At 67.1% G+C, this 1,299-nt stretch carries 1 protein-coding gene; it reads left to right on the forward strand.

Going from position 1 to position 1,299, the window contains the following annotated elements; all coding sequences use genetic code 11:
* Nucleotides 1-1,299, forward strand: a 1,299-nt coding sequence (locus HC028_RS26775; protein ID WP_168080219.1) for an AAA family ATPase, incomplete at both ends; no start/stop codon positions are given.

Here is a 1,299-nt window from a genome sequence, read left to right on the forward strand (position 1 = left end):
CTTGACCTGGGTGCGCTGGTGGCGGGTTCGCGTTACCGCGGTGACTTCGAGGAGCGTCTGAAGAAGGTGCTCAAGGAGATCCGTACCCGCGGTGACATCATCCTGTTCATCGACGAGATCCACACCCTGGTGGGTGCGGGTGCCGCCGAGGGCGCGATCGACGCGGCTTCGATTTTGAAGCCGATGCTGGCGCGGGGTGAGCTGCAGACCATCGGCGCCACCACGCTGGACGAGTACCGCAAGCACCTGGAGAAGGACGCCGCGCTGGAGCGGCGCTTCCAGCCGATCCAGGTCGGTGAGCCGTCGCTGGCCCACACGATCGAGATCCTCAAGGGGCTGCGGGACCGCTACGAGGCTCACCACCGGGTGTCGATCACCGACGCCGCGCTGGTGGCCGCGGCGACCCTGGCAGACCGGTACATCTCCGACCGGTTCCTGCCGGACAAGGCGATCGACCTGATCGACGAGGCCGGCGCCCGGATGCGGATCCGGCGGATGACCGCGCCGCCAGACCTGCGGGACTTCGACGAGCGCATCGCGCAGGTGCGTCGGGACAAGGAGTCCGCGATCGACGCGCAGGACTTCGAGCGGGCCGCGCAGCTGCGGGACACCGAAAAGCAGCTGCTGGGCCAGAAGGCGCAGCGGGAGAAGGAGTGGAAGGCCGGCGACCTGGACGTGGTGTCCGAGGTCGACGACGAGCAGATCGCCGAGGTCCTCGGCAACTGGACCGGTATCCCGGTCTACAAGCTGACCGAGGAGGAGACCTCCCGGCTGCTGCGCATGGAAGACGAGCTGCACAAGCGCGTCATCGGCCAGGAGGACGCGGTCAAGGCGGTCTCGAAGGCGATCCGGCGTACCCGTGCGGGTCTGAAGGACCCGAAGCGTCCGTCCGGCTCGTTCATCTTCGCCGGCCCGTCCGGCGTGGGTAAGACCGAGCTGTCCAAGGCGCTCGCCGAGTTCCTGTTCGGCAGCGAGGACGCGCTCATCCAGCTGGACATGTCGGAGTTCCACGACCGGTACACCGTCTCCCGGCTGGTCGGTGCCCCTCCGGGGTACGTCGGCTACGACGAGGGTGGCCAGCTGACCGAGAAGGTCCGGCGCAAGCCGTTCTCGGTGGTGCTGTTCGACGAGATCGAAAAGGCCCACCCGGACGTGTTCAACACCCTGCTGCAGATCCTGGAAGACGGTCGGCTCACCGACGGTCAGGGACGCATCGTGGACTTCAAGAACACGGTGATCATCCTGACCACCAACCTGGGCACGCGTGACGTGGCCAAGGCGGTTTCGCTGGGCTTCCAG

It is taken from the genome of Planosporangium flavigriseum, from assembly GCF_011947225.1.
Classification (GTDB): domain Bacteria; phylum Actinomycetota; class Actinomycetes; order Mycobacteriales; family Micromonosporaceae; genus Planosporangium; species Planosporangium flavigriseum.